General features: G+C 66.5%; 11 protein-coding genes. 1 reads left to right on the top strand and 10 read right to left on the bottom strand.

Going from position 1 to position 18,269, the window contains the following annotated elements; genetic code table 11:
- Positions 1-45: 45 nt before the first annotated feature.
- The 8 genes from AC3WLD_RS08700 to AC3WLD_RS08665 all read right to left on the bottom strand — a co-directional run bounded on the left by AC3WLD_RS08700 (position 46) and on the right by AC3WLD_RS08665 (position 15,359).
- Positions 46-4,683 (bottom strand): LVIVD repeat-containing protein, encoded by a 4,638-nt coding sequence (locus AC3WLD_RS08700; RefSeq protein WP_492556555.1) that lies wholly within the window; start codon positions 4,681-4,683, stop codon positions 46-48.
- Positions 4,683-6,653 carry a hypothetical protein gene (locus tag AC3WLD_RS08695; protein WP_492556739.1) on the bottom strand — a complete coding sequence of 657 codons (1,971 nt, stop codon included), beginning with the start codon at positions 6,651-6,653 and terminating at the stop codon, positions 4,683-4,685. The genes AC3WLD_RS08700 and AC3WLD_RS08695 overlap by 1 nt, the downstream gene beginning before the upstream one ends.
- Positions 6,654-6,769: 116 nt before the next feature.
- Positions 6,770-8,797 carry a heme-binding protein gene (locus AC3WLD_RS08690; RefSeq protein ID WP_492556554.1) on the bottom strand — a complete coding sequence of 676 codons (2,028 nt, stop codon included), beginning with the start codon at positions 8,795-8,797 and terminating at the stop codon, positions 6,770-6,772.
- A 1-nt stretch (position 8,798) separates the two neighbouring features.
- Positions 8,799-10,190, bottom strand: coding sequence for a multiheme c-type cytochrome (locus AC3WLD_RS08685; RefSeq protein WP_492556553.1), 1,392 nt, complete (start codon positions 10,188-10,190; stop codon positions 8,799-8,801).
- A 294-nt stretch (positions 10,191-10,484) separates the two neighbouring features.
- A complete protein-coding gene (locus AC3WLD_RS08680) occupies positions 10,485-11,921 on the bottom strand; it encodes an aldehyde dehydrogenase family protein (protein ID WP_492556552.1) in 1,437 nt (478 codons plus the stop codon).
- Positions 11,922-12,038: 117 nt separating this feature from the next.
- Complete coding sequence (locus tag AC3WLD_RS08675; protein WP_492556551.1) at positions 12,039-13,709, bottom strand: acetolactate synthase large subunit; 1,671 nt, start codon at positions 13,707-13,709, stop codon at positions 12,039-12,041.
- Between the two features lie 175 nt (positions 13,710-13,884).
- Positions 13,885-14,823 (bottom strand): D-2-hydroxyacid dehydrogenase, encoded by a 939-nt coding sequence (locus AC3WLD_RS08670; RefSeq protein ID WP_492556550.1) that lies wholly within the window; start codon positions 14,821-14,823, stop codon positions 13,885-13,887.
- 38 nt (positions 14,824-14,861) lie between these two features.
- Positions 14,862-15,359 carry a YqhG/Tai3 family protein gene (locus AC3WLD_RS08665; protein WP_492556549.1) on the bottom strand — a complete coding sequence of 166 codons (498 nt, stop codon included), beginning with the start codon at positions 15,357-15,359 and terminating at the stop codon, positions 14,862-14,864.
- Between the two features lie 188 nt (positions 15,360-15,547).
- Between AC3WLD_RS08665 and AC3WLD_RS08660 the strand changes: the two genes are divergently transcribed.
- Positions 15,548-16,216, top strand: a complete 669-nt coding sequence (locus AC3WLD_RS08660) for a 2OG-Fe(II) oxygenase (RefSeq protein ID WP_492556548.1) — start codon at positions 15,548-15,550, stop codon at positions 16,214-16,216.
- Positions 16,217-16,250: 34 nt separating this feature from the next.
- Here AC3WLD_RS08660 and AC3WLD_RS08655 read toward each other — a convergent pair whose 3' ends face one another.
- Positions 16,251-16,721, bottom strand: a complete 471-nt coding sequence (locus tag AC3WLD_RS08655) for an RES family NAD+ phosphorylase (protein ID WP_492556547.1) — start codon at positions 16,719-16,721, stop codon at positions 16,251-16,253.
- Positions 16,718-18,241, bottom strand: a complete 1,524-nt coding sequence (gene cysS, locus AC3WLD_RS08650) for a cysteine--tRNA ligase (protein ID WP_492556546.1) — start codon at positions 18,239-18,241, stop codon at positions 16,718-16,720. The genes AC3WLD_RS08655 and cysS overlap by 4 nt, the downstream gene beginning before the upstream one ends.
- Positions 18,242-18,269 lie beyond the last annotated feature (28 nt).

Raw genomic sequence — 18,269 nt, 5'->3', positions numbered from 1 at the left:
CCCCCGAACAGGCGCCCCGGCCGCGTGACGATTCGGTGAGGGGTCCTACTTGGCCTTCGCCGGCATCGTGCTCGGTTTCGCACCGACCCAGTCGGCGAGATCGACGAGGTTGGTGACCATGAACGGCCTCCCCTGCGAGTTGAGGAACAGCTGCTCCATCTCCTTGCGGGTGAACGGCCGCGAGCCGAGGCGTCCGAAGATAGCCATCTGCCCGCCGGTCTCGTCGACGCCGCGGTCGCGGTCGAGTCCCTTGGACAGGGCGATCGCCGGGCTCGGCGTCTTGGCCCATGCAATCAGCTCGGGCTTGGGTTCCGGCGCGAAGCCGTAGACGCTGGCGGTGCTGTCGAACGAGGTCAGCTGCACCACCTTCATCCCGTTCCGCCCGTCGGCGACATAGGCAAAGGCGCTCGCGTTGGTCGAGGCGACGATCACGTCCTCGGCATCGTTGAGCTGACCGTCGGCGGTGAACTTCTGGTAGATGGAAGGCCGCCGCGGCGCGGTAATGTCGACGATCACCAGCCCGTCGCCCTTCGCCGCGACATAGGCATAGGTGCGGGCGAGGTAGACCCGGCGGGCATCGGCCAGCGGCACGGTCGCCTCGGGCACCAGCGCCGGCTGGTCCATCTTCGTGATGTCGACCAGCTGCAGCCCCTGCGCCGTGGTCACCCACAGGTAACGGAACTGCACCGCCGTCGCCCGCGGATCACTCAGCGGGATGACCGAGGTCACCTTGGGATCGAGGCACGTCTCGGTGACGTTCTCGTCCTTGTCCTTGGTCACCTCGCACGGGGTCGCTGCCGACCAGGGCTTGGTCAGGTGGACCGTGACCAGCGCCTTGTCGGTGACGATGTAGGCATAGTCGCCCGCCAGCGTGATGTGCCGCGCCCCCACCAGCGCCGGATCGCTGAAGGTCAGCGCGCGCTTGAAGAAGTTGTTGCGGAACTCGCCGTCGGCCAGCGTGTCGACGTCCACCGCGATCAGCCCTTCGACCCGGTCGGTGACGAAGGCGTAGTGGTAGATCGGCGAGAACGGCTGCTCCTGGTTGACGTCGCGCAGCTCCGGCGTGTTGCGGGTCGGCGCGATCGCCTGGTTGGTCGGCAGCGCCATGCAAGTCGCGTCGGTGGTCTTGACGTGAGTGTCATGACCCAGCGGCGAGAACGGCGCCGAGATGATCTTCTCGGAGAAGCCCTTGTTGCCGACCGAGGCGATGTCATAGGCGCGGAATCCGCCCTTGCCCTCGGCGACGAACATGTATTCGCCGCGCATCTGCAGGCAGCTGACCTGGTCCTTCGTCCCTTGCGTGACGTTGAAGAACTGTTCGTGACCGGTGGTTTCTCCCGACAGGTCCTTCCCGAACATCTTGCCGCGCGTCCAGTCCCTGAGCTCGCGCCCGTTCTTTTCGACGTGGAGCTTGTAGAAGTCCGGATAGGCGTACTTGTGCAGGCTCGAGCCGATCACCGCCTGGGGTTCGTCCCATTCGGTCACGCGCACCGCCTCGAACCCGTCCTGCAGGCCGAAGTAGGCGTTGAGGCCGACGAAGTTGACGTAGTTGGTGCCGAGCAGCAGCAGCTGCGCCATGATCGCGTTGTTATCGTCCTCGCGGCTGATGTGGCAGTCGGTGCACTGCTTGGTCTCGTTGAGGCGGACCGTGTGCGGGAAGTGCGGCGCGAACGCCTGCGACGAATAGCCGATCGCCGAAATCGGCGGCTGCTGCACGTAGATCCGCTCGCGGTTGATGTTGGTCGAGGACAGGATCAGCGCCGAGGTCGAGCGGATCGGCGCGGTAATCGCCGTGCCCGAAACCGGATTGCCCTGCTCGTCGAACTTCACCGGGTCCGACCCCGACGACTTGTTGCGCTGGTGCTTGCCCAGCTGGAACATCTCGTCGCGCGCGACCTGCGGGTTATAGGTCGCGTAGTTGCGGGTGTAGTCTTCCTCGTACTTGTGGACCGCCGACTTCCAGTTCGCCTCGATCGGCAGGTGGCAGCCCGCGCACGAGGTGGTCCACGCGAGGTGGCAGGTGAAGCAGGCCATGTCGTCGTCGGGGTGAGCGCGCTCTCCCTTGGCGACGCCCAGGCCGAACTTGTAGTCCCCGGTGTCGGACGCCGACTTCGCCATCAGCTTGGAGCGCGCGGCCTTCGGGTTGAACACCGGCCGACCGTCTTCCCAGGTCTTGCCAAGGTTGGCGATGTCGACCGCATCCTTGACGAGGTGGACCTGCCACGACTTGTTGGGATCGATGATCGAGCGCTGGATCAGGACCTTGCGCCCGTCGGGCTGCTTGACCCACTCGAAGCGGCGCTGGCCGTCCATGTTGCGCAGCAGAGCAAGGTTGGTTCCCTTGGGCGGCGCGGCCTGGTTGGAGGTCAGCAACGTCGGATAGGCATCGGGCGTGCCGTGGCAATCCTTGCAGCCGATCTCGACCGCGTTGGCGACTTCGCCATAGATGAGGCCCGAACCGTGGCTGTCCTGCGCGAAGTGGCAGTCGGCGCACTGCATCCCGAGCTGGGCATGGATGTCCATCATGTGGACCGCCTTGCCGGGGTTCTCCTCGCCAACCGGAACAAACTTGGGCTGGCCCTGCTTGCGCCACTTTTCCGGATCGTTCGGATCGACGATGTGCGCCTTGTCGGTGCCATAGGACGACATGTCGCCGTCCTTGTCGAGCAGGTTGCCGCGGCGGTCGCGCTTGAGCACCGCGCGGAAGTTCCAGCCGTGGCCGTGATAGTCGGCGAACTGGGTGTCCTTGAGCTGCGGATTGAGGTCGTAGACGTTGCGCAGGAACTCGACGTCGCGCCACAGGCCGCGGGTGGCCGCGCCTTCGGGGTTGCGATCGAGCACCTCGCGCTGCTCCGCCATCGTCGGACTGAACTGCTTCTTGAAGATCTTCTCGTAGTCCGCGTCGCTCATCCCCTCAGGCTTGGGCGCGCGGTTTTGCGGGCCCGGCCACATCGACGCGGCGTCGGACTCATAGTCCCACATGATGTAGCCGAGGTAGGTGTTCAGGAAGATGTTCGGCTGGTGCATGTGGCAGTTCATGCACTGCGCGGTCGGGATGGCGCGGGTGAAGCCGTGGACCAGCGGGTGGCCGCGTTCGCGGTCCTGCATCGCCACCGGGCCGGCGGCGTGGTCTTCGCCATGGCCGGCGTCGGCATGGCCCTTCTCGTCGAGGCCGGCGGTGGCGTGGGCCTCGGTCTGCGTCATCTTGTGCTCGTCGTCGGTTCCATGCGGGGCAACCGGGCCGCCGCTGTTCGCCTTGAGCGTGGTGAAGGTCAGCTGCTGCGCGCCGGCGGTGGCGCGGGCGCAGTCGCCGGCCATGTCCTTCGACTGCTCGGGATCCGAGGCATCGCCGCCCAGATAGTCACCCTTGCCCTGGAGCACGGTGCCACGGACGAGCGATTCGTGATGGACCTTCTCGGCGTCGTAGGTGCCGTAGGCGCCCTTGCGGTGCTCACCTTCGCGCAGCGAGTTGATCGTCGGGTCCGCGGTGATGGTCTGCCCGTCGCGGCCGCACTTGCCGAAGTTCATCGAGTGGCGCGGTTCGCGGTCGTTCGCATAGATCACGTGGCACGCCGCGCAACCCGACGAGCGATAGTCGCCCGGCTGGTCGTTGGTGCCCATCTGGAACAGGAACGGGTCGTTGAGGCGCGTCTTGTGGATGTTCAGCACCGGGATCGCGACGCGCAGGCCGGTCGCCATGCCGCGGTTCGACTGCTTGAGGTCCGGGCGGCCGGGTTCTTCGAGGCGCTGGATCGCACCGGTCGAGTTGGGCAGGCCGATTTCCGGGAACTGCGGGTTGATCGTGCGCCCGCCGTCCTCGAACACGCGGAACACGTCGCCCGGCGGGATCACGTTCCAACGCGGTAGCGGATACATGTAGGGCAGCGCGCCGCGCGCCTTTTCGGCACCGGTAACCGTGCCCCACTTGGGCTTGCCGTCGGGGCCCATCTCGCTCGAGGCGGAGAACACCACCGCGGGCTCGCCCTGGCGGTTGAAGCTCTCGCCGAACATGTAGTTCTTGAAGGGGACGATGCCGTTGTTATAGGCCGCGCCGCCCCACAGCATCGCGCCGGTCGACATCAGCGAGCGTTCCGACGCCTCGATGATGTTGAGGTGGCACGCCCCGCAGGCCTCGCGCGCGACGCGATAGTCCGACGGGTTGACGAAGCGCATGAACTCCGGGCTCTCCTTGGCGAGGAGCGCATAGGAGCGCTTCGGGTTGGCCGACGACGGCCATTCCCACGCGTTCGGGTACTTCGGCAGGACGTGCGCGTTCTTCATCGCGGTCACGTATTCGAGGTCGTGCTTGCCCCAGGACGGCTGGGCCATGACCTCCTTGTTGCCGCCGTGGCAATCGACGCACGACAGCACCACCGCAGGGCTCGCGTGCATCGTGCGATGGTCGCTCTGCGTGTGGCAGGTGACGCATCCGGCGTTCTGCTTGTCGACGTACTTGTTCGCCGCGCAGTCCTCGTTCCCGCCGCAGGCCTGGAGGAATTCGGGAATGATCGGCTGGCCGCGCGGGGCGGAGGGGGCACGAGGGAATTCGACCTTCTGCGCCTTCTCCTCGCCCGAGGCGTAGAGCGCCGCAGGCACCAGCAGCGCGGCGAGCGCCAGCAGCAGCCAGACCAGCGGAAGCCGGCGGAGACGGATCGAAGCGAAAGATGCGGTGTGCGCTGTCATCAGAAAGCCAGGATCGCGTTTGCCAGGACGGAATAGAAGCGGTTCGCCTTGCCCGACTGGTCGAACAGGTCATCGAAGCCCTTGCCGGGATCGAAGACCGCGCCCGACAGGCGGAAGACGAGGTTCTGCGAGGCGTTGGGGCGCCAGATCGCAGAAACCGAGGCGTCCCAGCCCAGCTCCTTGGGGATCGAGCCCTCGTTGCGCAGGACCTGGAGGATCTGGGTCTTGTCGAACCACAGGTGGTTGACGTTGGTCGAGACGCGCAGCTCCGGCGTCAGGTCGAAATCGGTGCCCAGCCCGAGCAGGATCGTGCCGGGGTTGTTGAAGTTCGACTGGCCCTCGTCCTTCGAGCTGCGCAGCGAGTTGAGGATGCCGTTGCGGCCATTGACACCGATCGCGCGGCCGCCGCCGGCGAACGGGATGGTCTGGCGGATCCAGTAGCTGGTGTCGGCCCCGGCGAACTGCGGATTTTCCAGGATCGCGTCAAACCCGGTTTCCTTGTTGTCGTAAGGGTTGCCGTCGCCCGTCGCATAAAGGCCGGACAGGCGGATGCGGACCCAGTCGATGTCGTAGCTGGCCTCGCCCGCCACGAAGAAGGCCTCGACCTTGGCCGGCTTGTCGGTGAAGATCGAGTTCCGGTCCTCGCCCAGCGCGGCATAGAACTGGCCGGTCAGGTTGAGGCGGTTGATATGCCCGTCGACGGCGTAGCCGAGATAGACGATGTCGTAATCGCGCCCGCGCAGGTTGCCGAGCAGCGCCGGGCGCGCCGGGAAACCGTTCTTGTCGACGTAGATCTCGTCGCCCTCGCGGTTCATGTTGTACGTCACCGAAACCTGGCTGGTCAGGCCGACGTGCGGGAAGTCCTGGCGGTAGGCGTTGGCGAGGAAGACATAGTCCTTGCGGATCGGCTGGACGATCGAGTTGAGGCCCGAGTTGGTGTCCTTCTCGAGCCGCCACACGCCTGCCAGGTTGAACTGCCAGCGGTTGTTGTCGCGGTTGCCGAACAGGCGCACGCCGAGCTGGTTGTCCTGGAACAGGAACCCGCGGAAGTCGGACTGGAACGGCTGGATGCCCGCGCGCAGCGAGAAGAAGTCGTACCGCTTCGTGTCGAACCGGCCGAGGTGGTAGTCGATGAAGGCTTCCTGCACGCCGACGAAGAAGTCGGTGCGCTGGCTGTTGCGGCTGGGCAGGACCGACAGCACGCGGCGCTCCGGCACGTTGACGTAGTTGACCTGCGTCGCCAGCGTCAGGCGGTACTCGACCACCGGCGGCTTGAACGCGGTCATGCCCTTGAGCAGCGACACGCCGGTGATGAAGGTCTGCGCGAGCACGAGGCTGTGGCTGCGCCCGAAGACATCGATCTCGTTCGGGAGTTCGGTCGTCTGGTTGCCGACCGGGATCGGGAAGCTGCGCGGCTCGATCACCGTGTCCGAGATGGCATTGGCGATGAAGAACCAGTCTTCGCCCTTGAGGAAGCCGGGCCGCTGCTTCTTGGTCAGCGGACGATCGCCCTTGAGCACCGAATGGTGGAACGGGTCGATCGGACTGTGACACACATTCGCCGCCCGCGGGAACACGGTGACGATGCCATAGTCCTTCTTCTGGACCGTGAACGCGCCGTCGGAGCCCGGCGGGCAGAGCGCGTTGACGATACGCCAGCGATCGGGAACGCCGACGTCCATCGTCATGTTCGTGCGGTCGCCCTCGATCCCGTTGCCCTTGTCGTAGAAAGCCTCGGGCGGCGGCGCGGCGACCGCGCCCATGTTGAACTGCTCGATCCGGTCCGGCAGCTCCTTCTGGAAGCCGGGACGGCGACGGTCCTTGATCAGCGCGCTCTCGGCAGTGACGACCGGGCCGGTGTTGACCCCGGCCGCGGGCGCCATGGTGGGCGCGGGATCGCTGGTGCCCTGCGGACCTGCTTCGTCTTCCGCGAAAGCCACCAGCGGAAGCGGTGAGGCTCCGGCGGCCAGGACCTTGCGGTCAAGGCGGACGACATCGCGCCCGGCGAAGGGCGATGCGGGAAGCGCATCCACGCCCACGGCACCAAGGCCGAGGACGGGAGCAAGCAGGCCGAGGACGGGTTCGATCACAGACCCTCGCAGACGTTCTGTGCGGACGTGTCGAGGAACGGCGCGAACGGACAGTTCACGTAGCGCAGCCGAACCCCGCTTCCGACGTTGACGACGATGGTATCGGCGCGGATGTCCTTGGGCGCGTTGCCAAGGCCATTTCCGGCCCGCGACCCGCCGTTATTGGCGCCCAGGAACGAGATCATGTCGTCCTGGTCGATGCCGTCGCCCGACACGCCGATTCCGCCCACGAGCACGCCGTTCCGGTAGATCGGCACCGAACCCGGGAAGATCTGGATGCCGTTGGCGAGCTGCTTCTTGCCGTTCGGCTCGTTCGGCACCTTGGTGCACTCGTGCGCCGTGTCGGGCGAGCCGCCATTGGTGGCGTAGAAGGTCGCATGCTCGACGAGGTTGGGCACGATCAGGGCCGCCTGCAGGCCGGTCGCCAAGGGGCTCCACTGATCGATCGGACGCGACAGCGGTCCGTTCGGCCGGCCGACCTCGCCATCGGGGAAGTAGGGCCGCGACAGGTTCCCGCCCGAGCGGTCGGCGAACGCCTTGGTCCCGGTGAGCGCGTTCGGGTCTCCGAGGAAGGTCCGCACGCGGGTGACGAACTGCGGAATTTCACCGGGCGTCCCGGCCAGCTGGCTCGCCGCGGTCTTGCTCGAGAAGAATGTCGCCGTGCGCGCCTTCTGCAGGGACACGTCGGTGCCGAAGATCGGCGCGTCGGGCGAGCGGACGATGCCGAGCACGTTGCCGTAAGTATCGACGACGCTGATCGTCACCTGGGCACGGCTGTCGAGCGGACGGCGGATCTGCGCGCGTGCCCGGCTCATCACCTTGAAGGCTTCCTCAAGGATGATGGTGACCTCGGTCTTGGTCATCGGCTGGCTGACAGTCCCACCGTCGGTCGCGCCGCGGATCGGGAAGCGGTCCATCCCCGAACCGTTCGACAGAACGTACGCGTCAGGATTCGAGAATTCCGCCGCAGTGGCGTAGCGATAGCCGCTGGCCTCGCTGCCATAGGCAGTGCCGGCGAGGATCGCCCCGTCGCTGTATCCGGCGACCGGGATCAGCGTGCCCGCCGTGCCGTTGATCGCCGCAAAGTTGGTCTGCAGCGCGTGGAGACCGTCGATCTTCGCATCGGAGAAGCGCAGCGTCGTGCCGTCGGCGGTGATCCGGTCGCCGAGGATTTCATCCGGGGGCGCGAAGCCCTGGATGCCGGCGAGTGCAATGAACTCCTCGTTGTCGCTGTCGACGTCGAGGACGTTGCGGTCGAAGCCGTAGTCGCCGTCGCCCATCACCCCGATCGCGCCCACGACCACGCCGTTCTTGTAGAGCGGGAAGCCGCCCGGATCGGCGGCCAGGCCCAGCGGCGAACGCTGCGGGCCGATCCGGCCGGGGCTGGTGATCTCCGCGCCGGTATCGGCATCGCGATAGCTGCTTCCGCCGCTGACGAAACGCGAAGTGAGGTCAGAACAGGGCAGCTGCGAGAACTGCACCCCGAACAGCGGCCCGGATTCAAGACCCGGCGTCGATGGCGCGGGCGGGAAGTGCTGCTGGACGATCTCGCTCGCCGTGCGGGTCGAGAACGCGTTGCCCGCGCTCGACAGGTAGGCCCCGGTGATCGCCTTGGCGATCGCGCCGAGCTCGGCCGGCAGGGTGAGCCCCTGCGCGTCCTGCGGCGTCGGGTTGATCGCGCCCGTGCCCGTGACCTTGCTGGTCAGCATTGTGGCCTTGGCGCCGTTCATCCGGAACACGCCGAGGACGTTGCCGACCCGGTCAGTCACCGCGATGACCGAGGGGAGGTTGCGCGCCTGCGCCTCGCCCACGGCCTGGGCAATCACCTTCTGCACGTCCGCCGTCGTTAACGATTCCTGCGCAGGGGCCGTGAACAACCGCCCCGCGCTGGGCGTCGGCGTGGGGGTGGGCGTCGGATTACCCCCTACCCCGCTGCTGGTATCCCCGCCGCCGCAGCCGGCGAGCGCCAGCGAGAGAACGGCGAGCATGGCGGTGGAATGAGAAAAGGCGCGGGCAATCGTCATGTCAGCGGAGGCTCCGGATCGAACGGACCGCGCCCCCCAAAGCGCGACGGAAAGCGGCCGGCTGGAAGCTGTTCGGGTCGCGAACAGCCGCATAGGCCTGGTTGATCTGCCCCCGAAGTCCGCTCGCCTGCGCCATGGTGACGTCACCGCGGTTGACGAGACCATTGAGCAGCGTGTCGATCGCCATGACCGATTGCACCGCCCCTTCGTAGTCGGTGAAGCGCGGCGAGATGGCGTCGCCGGCAATCTGCTCCATGATCGCGAAGGTCTGGCTCGGCCCGAACGTGGTGCCCGAGAACCGCGCCGACAACTGGTCCGCCGTCTGGCGCAGCGCCTGCGCCGCCTTGACCGCTTCCGGCCGGCCCTGCGCCATCGCCGCGTGGAACGCCTTGCTGCGCGATTCGAGCGTGCCGGCAAGATCCGGCGCGGCAACCTTGGCCGCGGCGATCAGCATGATCAGGTTCTCGTCGTTATACGGCGGCATCCCGAGCTGGTACGGCGCGCCCGAAGGCGAAACGCGGCCGGGGTTCGGGACGGCGGAGACGTTTGCGTCCTCGCTGTCGTAGATCCGGCGGTGGCAGCTGTGGCAGTCGTAGAAGTAGAATTCCGGGAAGATGCCGTTGCTGGCCTTGCCCGGCTGGCTGAACTGCTCGAGCGAACGCTTCAGCGCTTCCGCCTGGCCGACCGCCCACATCTGCATCGAATTGGTCTTCGGCTTGCGCGGGCTGCCGTCGAGTTCCTGGACGTAGTTGCCGTCCTCGTCCCAGTGCTGCTGGAGCGTGGAGAAGAGGTCGAGCTCGAAGGAGACGCGCGGGTGGCCCGCCGCCATGATCCGGTGGAACACGAACTGGCCCTTGCCGTCGCCGGAGAAGTGGCAATCGAGGCAGACCCGGGCACGCGAGGCCGGGCTGGTCAGGTCTTCCATGCCCTGCATCAGGTTGGCGCGGTGAGTGGCGCCCTTGTCGTAGTGCGTGGAAATCCAGCCGCCGGCCGCGCCGTGGCATGATTCGCAGCCGACGCCGTCAGCCTGCTTGGGCGAGCCGAGCGTGGTGTGGCAGCCGGCGCAGTCCGCCGCGATGCCCGCCGCGAGGTTCTTTCCATAGCCGAGTCGGGTCAGGATTTCCTTGCCGCGCGGTTCAAGCAGCACGCGATAGGCGCGGCTGTGCGCCCCGCCGGGCGAGCTTTCTTCCTGCCACGAGCGCAATTCGTCCTGGCGGACCGACTTGCCGTCCGCGACCGAATGGCCGTGGCAGGTCGAACCGGCGCAGCTGGCAACGCCAAGGTGCCGACCGAGCGAGCTGGTCGTGCCTTCGGCTTTCACAGGGGTTGGGGACACCGCAAACGACGCGATAGAGGCCGCGCCCGCCATGGTCAGGCAGGCCGCGATCGCCATCGCGCCCGAGCGCGGAATGCGACGGCAAGCGGCCCAAAGCCGCCGCAGTGACATGGATGTACCCAGCATTGCCCCTCGTTCCAGCCGGCCCTTGGCGATCGGACCGAAGCTTTTTGCCTCTGGCCCAGCCGTAACCGGTAGTGTGCAATGCGACCCCTTGACGCGAGAGACTAGTCGCAACCGCCCCAAAGGTTCAAGTGCCGATTTGACACTATCGGCGCAAAACCGCGCTTGACAGGCTTCCTGCAACTCGTTCGCGATAGCGGAAAATCCGCGCGGCCGTCACATCGGTCGTTACAGCCGCCGGATCACCAGGTTCCGGATTTCGCTCATGTCTTCCATGGCGAAGCGGACGCCCTCGCGGCCGAGGCCCGAATCCTTCACGCCGCCATAGGGCATGTTGTCGACCCGGTACGACGAGACCTCGTTGACCACGACCCCGCCGACGTCGAGATGGTCCCACGCCTCGAGCACCTTGTGGATGTCGCGCGTGAACAGGCCGGCCTGGAGCCCGAACTTGCTGTCGTTGACCTCCGCCAGCGCGGCCTTCCAGTCGGTGAACTTGCTGAGGATCACCGCCGGGCCGAACGCCTCTTCGGTATAGACCTCCATGTCGCGGCTGCAGCCCTCGAGCAGCGAGGCTTCGAGCATGTTGCCCTCGCACCCGCCGCCGGCGAGCAGCGTTGCCCCGCCCGCGACCGCATTGTCGATCCAGCCTTTGAGCCGGCGCGCCTCGCGTTCCGAGATCATCGGGCCGATGAAGGTGTCGCGGTTCTTGGGATCCCCGCTCTTGAGCGTCTTGACCTTGGCCGCGAGCATGTCGCGGAACTGGTCATAGATGTCCTCGTGGATGATCACTCGCTGGACGTGGATGCACGACTGGCCCGACTGGTAGTACCCGCCGAAGATGATCCGGGCGAGCGCGTGCTCGAGGTCGGCATCCTTGTCGACCACCACCGCGGCGTTGCCGCCGAGTTCGAGGACGACCTTCTTCTTGCCGGCCTTGGCCTTGAGATCCCAGCCGACCCCGGGCGAACCGGTGAACGACAGCAGCTTGAGCCGGTCATCGGTTGTGAACAGGTCTGACCCCGCACGCGCTGCAGGGAGGATCGAGAACGCGCCTTCAGGCAGCACGTCGCATTCGGCGAGCACCTCGCCCATGATGATCGCGCCCAGCGGGGTCATCGACGCCGGCTTCATCACGAACGGGCAGCCGATCGCGATTGCGGGGGCGATCTTGTGCGCGGCAAGGTTCAGCGGGAAGTTGAACGGCGAGATGAAGCTGCACGGCCCGATCGGCACGCGCTTCCACATCCCCATGTAGCCCTTGGCGCGCGAACTGATGTCGAGCGGCTGGACCTCGCCGTAATTGCGGGTCGCCTCTTCCGCGGCGATGCGGAAGGTGTCGATCAGGCGTCCGACCTCGCCTTCCGAATCCGCGATCGGCTTGCCCGCCTCGACGCACAGCGCATAGGCGAGCTCGTCGAACCGCTCGGTGAACCGCTTGACGCAGTGGTCGAGCACGTCGCGCTTTTCGTAGCTCGCCAGCGCCGCCATCGGCTCGGCCGCGCGCACCGCCCCGGCGATCGCCTCGTCGATCACGTCGGGAGTCGCAAGGGCGGTGCGGAACGCGACTTCGCCGGTGAACTTGTCGGTCACCTCGAGATCGGTGTTCGGCTGCGCGGCCTTGTTGTTGAGGTAGAGCGGGTAGACGTCTTTCAGCTGGACCATTTCAGCAAACTCCCCCCTCCCGCTCGCGGGAGGGGCCGGGGGTGGGCCTGAATGCAAAGGGGTGGTGCCCGTAACAGGCCCACCCCTGACCCCTCCCGCAAGCGGGAGGGGAATTGGTTAGAGAGCCTTCGACAGCTTCTTGATGTCGATATTCAGGATCTGGTCGTTCTCCGAATAATCGACCGGGCAGTCGATGAGGTGGACGCCGGGGGTCGAGTTGCAGTGGGCGAGCAGTTCCTTGAGGTGCGCGCTCGATTCCACGCGGTGGCCCTTGGCACCATAGCTTTCGGCGTATTTCACAAAATCCGGGTTGCCGTATTCGAGGCCCCAGTCCTTGAAGCCCATGTTGGCCTGCTTCCAGCGGATCATGCCGTACGAACTGTCGTTGAGGATCAGCACGGTGAGGTTGAGGCCGAGGCGGACCGCGGTCTCCATTTCCTGGCTGTTCATCATGAACCCGCCGTCGCCGCAGACCGCCATCACCTTCCGCTCGGGGTAGAGCATCGCGCTCATCATCGCCGAGGGCAGCCCCGCGCCCATCGTCGCCAGCGCGTTGTCGAGCAGCACGGTGTTCGGATGATAGGCGGTGTAGCCGCGGGCGAACCAGATCTTGTAGACGCCGTTGTCGAGGCAGATGATCCCGTCGTCGGGCATCGCGTCGCGGATCTGCTGGACGAGGTGCGGCGGGAAGATCGGGAAGCGCGCATCGGCGGCGAGCGGCGCAGTGTGATCGACCTCGGCCTTGCGGTACGACAGCATCGTGTCGAACTTCCACGCCGGGTTCGGGGTGATCGCCTCCTTCATCTGCCACACGGCGTTGGCGATATCGCCGATCACCTCGATGTGTGGGAAGTAGACCGGGTCGACCTCGGCGGTCTTGGTCGAGATGTGGATCACCGTCGGCCCGTCCTCGCGCATGAAGAACGGCGGCTTTTCGATCACGTCGTGGCCAAGGTTGACGATGCAGTCCGAGTCCTCGATCGCGCGGTGGACGAAGTCACCGGCCGAGAGCGCGGCGCAGCCGAGGAACTTGGGGTGCCGCTCGTCGATCACGCCCTTGCCGAGCTGGGTGGTGAGGAACGGGATGCCGGTGGCTTCCACGAACTCCTTCAGCATCTTGCCGGTCATCTTGCGGTTCGCGCCCGCGCCGATGACGAGGACCGGGGCCTTGGCGTTCTCGATCGCGTGGACCGCCTGGTGGATCGACTTGCTGTCTGCCAGCGGCCGGCGGACCTGGCTGCGCTTGAGCGGGCGGCTGTCGGTATATTCGTCGGCGATGTCTTCCGGCAGCTCGATATGCGCAGCGCCCGGCTTCTCCTCCTCCGCGAGACGATAGGCCTCGCGCACGCGGCTGGGGATGTTGTCCGACGACGCCATCTGGTGCGTGTACTTGGTGATCGGACCCATCATCGAGCAGACGTCGAGGATCTGGAAGCGGCCCTGCTTCGACTTCTTGATCGGCTTCTGGCCGGTGATCATGAGCATCGGCATCCCGCCGAGCTGGGCATAGGCGGCGGCGGTTACGAAGTTCGTCGCGCCCGGCCCGAGCGTGGCGATGCAGACGCCGGTCTTGCCGGTGTGGCGGCCATAGGTCGCGGCCATGAAGCCGGCGCCCTGCTCGTGGCGGGTGAGGATCAGCTTGATCTTTTCGGAGCGCGACAGCGAATCAAGGAAATCGAGGTTCTCTTCGCCGGGCACGCCGAAGATGTACTCGCAGCCTTCTTCTTCAAGGCACTCGATAAAAAGGTCCGAAGCCTTCTTCTTGCCCGCCCCGCCGTGATCGCCCATCGCACACTCCTGTCGCAGGACGCGCGGCCAGACGGCGTCCCCCATGGTTCCGGTTGTGTGCGACCCCGGCGGGAGACGATGTCGTTGTGGCCCCCGTCCCGCCCTTCGCTGCAACCGATAACAAGGGACGGTGGCCGAGTCACCCGGTGATTTGCGAACGGTTCGCGGGGGCGGATCAATATCCGAGTGCGAGGTCCACCTGCGGCTCGACCGGCTGGCCGGCACGGTAGCGATCCAGGTTCTCGAGGAACCGCACTGCGGCCCGGTGAAACATCTTGTCCTGCGCGCGGCCGGAGAGGTGCATGGTCACGTGCGCGTTGGGCAGCGTCCACAGTTCGTGCTCGGGCGGGAGAGGTTCGGGCGTGGTCACGTCGAGGAACGCCGCGGCGATGCGCTGTTCCTTCAGGGCCGAGACCAACGCCGGCTGGTCGATCACGGCGCCGCGCGCGATGTTCACGATGACCGCGTCGCGCTTCATCGCCGCGATCTCGCCCGCGCCGATCATCCCGTCGGTTTGGGCGGTGGCCGGCACCGCGAGGATGATCCAGTCGAACTCGCCGAGACGGCCGCGCCAGTCATCGGGGCCGAGGGTGCCAGGACCTGCCGTTCGGCGGACCTTCACCACCTCTACATCGAACGCCGCCAGCCGCGTCTCGATAAGCTGGCCGATCGCGCCGTAGCCGAGCAGCAGCGCCTTCGTGCCGGCGAGTTCGCGCTTGCCCGGCGAATCGAGCAGCCACTCGCGGCGGTCCTGCGCATGGACGACCTCGCGGTAGCCCTTGGCAACGGTGAGGATGCCCATGACCACGTATTCGGCGATCGTCAGCGCATTGATCCCGACGCCGTTGGTGAACGTTACCCCGCGCTCCTGCAGGACATCGAGCGGGATTCCATCGACCCCGGCGTAGATCGAATTGAGCCAGCGGAGCCTGCCCGCGCGGCGCACGGCTTCCGCCATATCGGGCTTGCGATAGGTGTCGAACCAGCCGATCTCGGCGTCGCCAGCGAGTTCCCACAGTTCTTCGGTGGTACCGAACCAGCGCGGCTCGACCCAGTCCGGCAGGTGCGGCTCGAGCATCGGGCGAACAAAGGCGCTGGCGACGAGGACGGTCATCGGTCGGTTTCTCCCCTGCTGCCAGGTGCCTGACGGCGTCAGGGGGCAGTCTGTTGATAGAGCTTGATATCCTCGGCGATGGTTTCGGCAAGGGCAACCTTGAGACCGCGGGGGAACGACTTGCTGACGATCTCTGCCACCAGCCAGCGGTCGCCGACGCGCTGCATCGTCAGGGTGGCGGAGCGCTTGTCGCCCCAGCCGATGGCGAGTTGCACCGGGACGGCAAACCGCCCCTCCGCCCGCTTCCTTGGCTTGCCGAGCGTCAACCGGAACGCCGCTGCGTCCCAGTCCTGGCATTCGCACAGCCAGTCGAAGTCGTTCAGCCCGTCCAGCTCATCCTTCGGCATGACCTCGGTCCAGCGCCGGATCAGCGCCGCCACATCGGGTGCCCAGATATCGGGCGGTGCGCTCTCCTCCCCATCAGCATTGCCGAACGGGGCATAGATCGCCCGCACCGCGTCCTCGAGACCAGGCGGGGAACGCCGAGCAGCCTGCGCCGCTCCGGCGCCAAGCAGCACTGCCCAAGCGACGGCCATGATCAGAAACCGCATGCAAACCCCTTCCCGCTCGCAAACCTGTCGAGCATCCGCAGGCGATGCAAGCCTTAGCGCAAGGCCGAGAGGCAAGTCCCACCTGCACCACGCCGGGACGAGGCGGTCACCGGGGCGGCCTTGTCTGTCGCGGCGCATGGCGATATCGGAATATAGTATATTTACGGTATCGCATGATAACCATCCTGCGGCCCGCAATGCTGGAAACCGCCGTGCAGCAAGCCCTCTTCCCCCGGTACTTGATGATCCAAGATTTCCTGGCACCGGAGGACGCTGCCAGCTTTCTGGACCTTGCCGCCAACCGCCAGAGCGAATTCGCCCCGGCCACCATTTACCGGAATGGCGCGACCGCCGTGATCAGCGAAGTCCGCAGTTCGCTGACTTACACCGGCAAACTGGGACGGCTGCGAACGCTGCTCGAGACCGCCTTGCGCACACGTTTCGAGGAACTGTGCGAGGCGACCGGGATCGCGCCGTTCGTGATCGATGAAATCGAGATCGAGATTGCGGTTCACCTCGACGGGGGGCGCTACGGACCGCACCGCGATGTCGGCATTGGCGCGGATCGCTTGGGCAGCGACCGCATCCTGACCCTGGTGTGGTACTTCAATCGCACCCCGCGCCGCTACGAGGGCGGCGAACTGGCGCTGTATCCGTTGCGGGGCGATTCCGATCCCATCCTGATTCGACCGGAGCACAATCTGGCGGTCGCCTTTCCCGCGATGGCTCTCCACGAGGTCCATCCGACCCGGCTCGATTCCGACGATTTTGGCGACGGTCGCTTTGCGATCAACTGCTGGCTCACGCGCAGACGGGAGATCGCCAGGTCGCAGGCGACCTAGCCCGAAACGTCGCCGCGGGTAACGGCCGATCGATTCATCGCGGCCCCTCTCCCGCAGCAAACGCGCTCAGCATCGGCGGCCGGTGCAGGCACTCGCGGAAATCGAACGGGCGCAAGGTCAGCGGCGCGACGGTGGCCGCATCGCGGTGCGCCGGGTTGAACAGGACGACGTCGGCCTCGGGCAGCACCCGCGAACGCACCGCCAGCAGCAGGCTGCGCCCTCTGGCGAGCCAATCGCCGGTAAAGACGCGGATGGCGGGATCGTCGAGGCCATCGGGGACGCGCTCCGCCGCCGCCGCCACCTCGGTCCAGCCGAGAACGTGGTCGGCCGGCCAATCGGCGGGATCGGCCGGCAGGTAGCGCAGCGCCACCAGCACCGCGAGTCCGGCCTCGGAGGCCAGCGCGACCACCGGCACCCCGAGCGGGGTGTAGCGCCCGCCGTGGCGTTCGGCCCCTGCCCCGTCGAGCGCGGCATGCGCCGCCCGGGTCAGGCGCCACAGCCTCACGGCTGCAGCGTCCATTCCCAGCCCATCGGATCGCCGTCCATGACCTCCACGCCGCTGGCGGCAAGCTCGTCGCGCAGGGCGTCCGACGTGGCGAAGTCCTTGGCGGCGCGCGCGTCCTTGCGGCGGGCGAGGATGGCCTCGATGTCCGCGTCGGTTGTCTCGACGCCCTTGGGCCGGAGGCGCAAGTCGCTGCGGGCGATCTCCAGCAGGCCAAGCCCGAGGACTGAATCCATCGCGGCGATGGCCGTCAGCTTTTCGGCAAGATCGACCTTCTTCAGCGCGACGACTTCATCCAGCACGGTCAGCGCGACCGGCGTATTGAGGTCGTCGGCGATCGCCGCGTCGAAGCGTTCGAGGAGTGGAACCAGCTTGGGTCCGACGTCACCCTGAACTTGTTTCAGGGTCCCCTCACCACTCGGCCCGGGGGCCTGCACCAAAGAGGATGCTGAAACGAGTTCAGCATGACGGGCCTTCAAGGCTTCGACCTGGAGCACCAGCCGCTTCAGCCGCACCAGCGCCGCGCCCAGCCCTTCCCAGCTGAACTCCAGCTCGGAGCGGTAATGCGCCTGGAGGCACAGCATCCGGTAGGCGAGCGGGTGGTAGCCCTTGTCGATCAGCAGTTGCAGCCGCAGGAACTCACCCGACGACTTGCTCATCTTGCCACTGCGCTCGACGAGGAAGTTGTTGTGCATCCAGATCCGCGCGCCGGAGTTGGCGGCGTCGTCGAGGCCGTTGGTGCAGCAATGCGCCTGGTTCTGCGCGATCTCGTTGGGGTGGTGGATTTCGCGGTGGTCGATCCCGCCGGTGTGGATGTCGAACGGGAAGCCGAGCACCTCTCCGCTCATCACCGAGCACTCCAGATGCCACCCCGGCGCGCCCCGGCCCCAGGGGCTGTCCCATTCCATCTGGCGCGTCTCGCCGGGCGGGGTCTTGCGCCAGATCGCAAAGTCGGCGGCGTTGCGCTTGCCCTCGACCGCCTCGATCCGGCCTTCACCCTCGTCCGTGTGAGCGCGGGCGAGCCGGCCATAATCGGCCACGGTCGAGACGTCGAAGTAGAGCCCGCTGCCGAGTTCGTAGCAGTGCTTGTCGGCGATCCCTTTTGCGAACGCGATCATCTGCGGGACATAGTCGGTCGCGACCGTCCACTGCGCGGGCTGGCGGATGTTCAGCGCTCGCACGTCGGCCCAGTAGGCCTGCTTGTAGTGCTCGGCGATGTCCCAGATCGACTGGGCCCGCGCCGCCGCCATCTTCTCCATCTTGTCCTCGCCGGCATCGGCGTCGTCGGTCAGGTGGCCGACGTCGGTGATGTTGATGACGTGGGTGAGCTTGTATCCCTTGAAGCTCAGCGTCCGCCCCAGCACGTCTGCAAAGACATAGGCGCGCATGTTGCCGATGTGCGGGTAGTTATAGACCGTCGGCCCGCAGGTATAGACGCGCGCCTCGCCGTCGTGGACGGGCCGGAACTCTTCCGGGGCGCGGGTCAGGCTGTTGTACAGCCGCAGGGGGGCAGGCTCGGTCATCGCCAGCGGCATTGCCGCCCGCCCCCGT

Source organism: Novosphingobium sp. FW305-C-111, assembly GCF_058783565.1.
This window is presented reverse-complemented; position numbering and strand designations above follow the sequence as displayed.

Excerpts from the sequence above, each read along its gene's own strand:
- AC3WLD_RS08700 (WP_492556555.1), bottom strand. The coding sequence starts at position 4,683 with ATGACAGCGCACACCGCATCTTTCGCTTCGATCCGTCTCCGCCGGCTT.
- AC3WLD_RS08690 (WP_492556554.1), bottom strand. The coding sequence starts at position 8,797 with ATGACGATTGCCCGCGCCTTTTCTCATTCCACCGCCATGCTCGCCGTT.
- AC3WLD_RS08685 (WP_492556553.1), bottom strand. The coding sequence starts at position 10,190 with ATGGCGATCGCGGCCTGCCTGACCATGGCGGGCGCGGCCTCTATCGCG.
- AC3WLD_RS08680 (WP_492556552.1), bottom strand. The coding sequence starts at position 11,921 with ATGGTCCAGCTGAAAGACGTCTACCCGCTCTACCTCAACAACAAGGCC.
- AC3WLD_RS08675 (WP_492556551.1), bottom strand. The coding sequence starts at position 13,709 with ATGGGCGATCACGGCGGGGCGGGCAAGAAGAAGGCTTCGGACCTTTTT.
- AC3WLD_RS08670 (WP_492556550.1), bottom strand. The coding sequence starts at position 14,823 with ATGACCGTCCTCGTCGCCAGCGCCTTTGTTCGCCCGATGCTCGAGCCG.
- AC3WLD_RS08665 (WP_492556549.1), bottom strand. The coding sequence starts at position 15,359 with ATGGCCGTCGCTTGGGCAGTGCTGCTTGGCGCCGGAGCGGCGCAGGCT.
- AC3WLD_RS08660 (WP_492556548.1), top strand. The coding sequence starts at position 15,548 with ATGATAACCATCCTGCGGCCCGCAATGCTGGAAACCGCCGTGCAGCAA.
- cysS (WP_492556546.1), bottom strand. The coding sequence starts at position 18,241 with ATGACCGAGCCTGCCCCCCTGCGGCTGTACAACAGCCTGACCCGCGCC.